The organism is Kitasatospora sp. NPDC087861, from assembly GCF_044742585.1.
GTDB lineage: Bacteria > Actinomycetota > Actinomycetes > Streptomycetales > Streptomycetaceae > Kitasatospora.
In genome coordinates, this window is sequence record NZ_JBIUUS010000102.1 from 1 (window position 1) to 2296 (window position 2296).

Consider the following 2296-nt stretch of genomic DNA (forward strand, 5'->3'; position numbering starts at 1 on the left):
AACGCTTCACCGCCGACCCCCACGGCACCCCCGGCAGCCGCATGTACCGCACCGGCGACCTCGCCAAGTGGAACCACCACGGCCAACTCGAATACGCCGGCCGCACCGACCACCAGATCAAACTCCGCGGCTTCCGCATCGAACTCGGCGAAATCGAAGCGGCACTGGCCTCCCACCCCACCGTCGCCCAAGCCACCGTCCTCCTCCGCGAAGACACCCCCGGCGACAAACGCCTCATCGCCTACACCGTCCCGACGGGCGCGTTGGACGAAGCAGCCGTACGAGCCCACCTCGCCGCCACCCTCCCCGAATACATGGTCCCGGCAGCGATCGTCGTCCTCGACGCGCTACCGCTGACCGTCAACGGCAAGCTCGACCGCCGCGCCCTCCCCGCACCCGACCTCGCCACCGGCACCGCCTACCGGGCGCCCTCGACGCCGCGCGAGTCGCTGCTCTGCGAGGTCTTCGCCCAGGTCCTCGGCGTCTCCCAAGTCGGCCTGGACGACAGCTTCTTCGCTCTCGGCGGGCACTCCCTCCTCGCCGTCACCCTGGTCGAGCGCCTGCACGCCCGGGGCGTGCAGATCGACATCCGCGCGCTGTTCGAGACCCCCACCGTCGCCGGTCTCGCCCTCGCCGCCGCCGGCACCTCCGAGGTGGCGGCGCCGCCGAACCTCATCCCGGCCGACGCGCAGGAGATCACCCCCGCGATGCTGCCGCTGGTCGACCTCACCACCGAGGAGATCAACCGGATCACCGCGACCTTCCCCGGCGGGGCGCCGAACATCGCGGACATCTACCCCCTGGCCCCGCTCCAGGAAGGCATCCTCTTCCATCACCTGATAGCGGCGGACGAGGGCGCGGACGACGTCTACATCTCGCCCACCGTCCTGACCTTCGACACCCGCGAACTGCTGGACGCGTTCCTCGGCGCGCTCCAGCACGTCATCGACCGCCACGACATCCTGCGCACCGCCATCCTCTGGCAGGGTCTGCCCGAACCCGTCCAGGTCGTCGCCCGCCACGCCCAACTGCCCGTCCAGCAGCACGAGATCACCGGCGACGACCCGATCGCCGCGCTCACCGCACGCTGCGCGGCCACCATGGACCTCACCCGCGCACCGCTGCTCGACGCCCGGATCGCCGCCGAACCGGGCAGCGCCCGCTGGCTGTTGCTGCTCCAGCGCCACCACCTGATCACCGACCACACCACGCTCGAAGTCCTGCTGGCGGAGATCCAGGCCGTCATGGCCGGCCGACAGGACGAGCTGCCGGCGCCGGTGCCGTTCCGCGAGTTCGTCGCCCAGGCCCGGCTCGGCGTCTCCCGCGAGGAGCACGAGCGGTTCTTCACCGGGCTGTTGGGCGATGTCGTCGAGCCGACCGCGCCCTTCGGCCTGCTCGACGTACACGGCGACGCCACCGCCCTCGCCGAGGCAACCGTCACCGTCGATGCCGAACTCGCCCTCCGGGTAAGGGAACAGGCCCGCCGCCTGGGCGTGAGCGCGGCCGCCGCGTTCCACGTCGCCTGGGCCCGGGTGGTCGCCGCCACCGCCAACCGGGACGACGTCGTCTTCGGCACCGTCCTGTTCGGCCGCATGAACGCCGGCACCGGCGCGGACCGCGTCCCCGGCCTGTTCATCAACACCCTGCCCGTCCGGGTGCCCGGCCTCGGCGCGAGCGTCACCGACGCCGTGCGCGCCATGCGCGGACTCCTCGCCGACCTGCTGGTCCACGAGCACGCCCCGCTCGCCGTCGCCCAGCAGGCCAGCGGGATCGACGGCTCCGCACCGCTCTTCACCGCCCTGCTGAACTATCGCCACAGCCAGGCGCCCGGCGCCGGGGCCTCGCCCGCGACGGGCCTGGCGGGCGTCGAGATCCTGCAGAGCCAGGAGTACACCAACTACCCGCTCACCGTGTCGGTGGACGACCTCGGCGCCGGGTTCAGCCTCACCGCTCAGACGGTGGCGCCGATCGACGCCGAGCGGGTGTGCGACCTGCTGCACACCGCCCTCGAAGGACTGGTCGACGCGCTCGAAACGGCCCCGGACAGCCCCCTCGGACGCATCGAGGTCCTCAACCCGCAGGAACGGCAGCGGATCCTCACCGACTGGAACGGCACCGCCACCGAGCCGGTGACAGGCACGCTGCCCGAGCTGTTCGCCGCCCAGGTCGCACGGACCCCCGACGCCGTCGCCGTCGTGTGCGGGGACACCGAACTCACCTACACCGAGCTGGACGGGCGGGCCAGCGCGCTCGCCCGGCGCCTGGCCGCCGAGGGCGTGGGGGCCGAGAGCGCCGT

Annotated in this window: 1 protein-coding gene; it reads left to right on the forward strand. The window is 72.5% G+C overall.

Annotated features, from left to right (window positions below):
• Window positions 1-2296 (forward strand): condensation domain-containing protein (locus ACIOJE_RS41210; RefSeq protein ID WP_400783825.1); only part of this gene is annotated, 2296 nt, incomplete at both ends.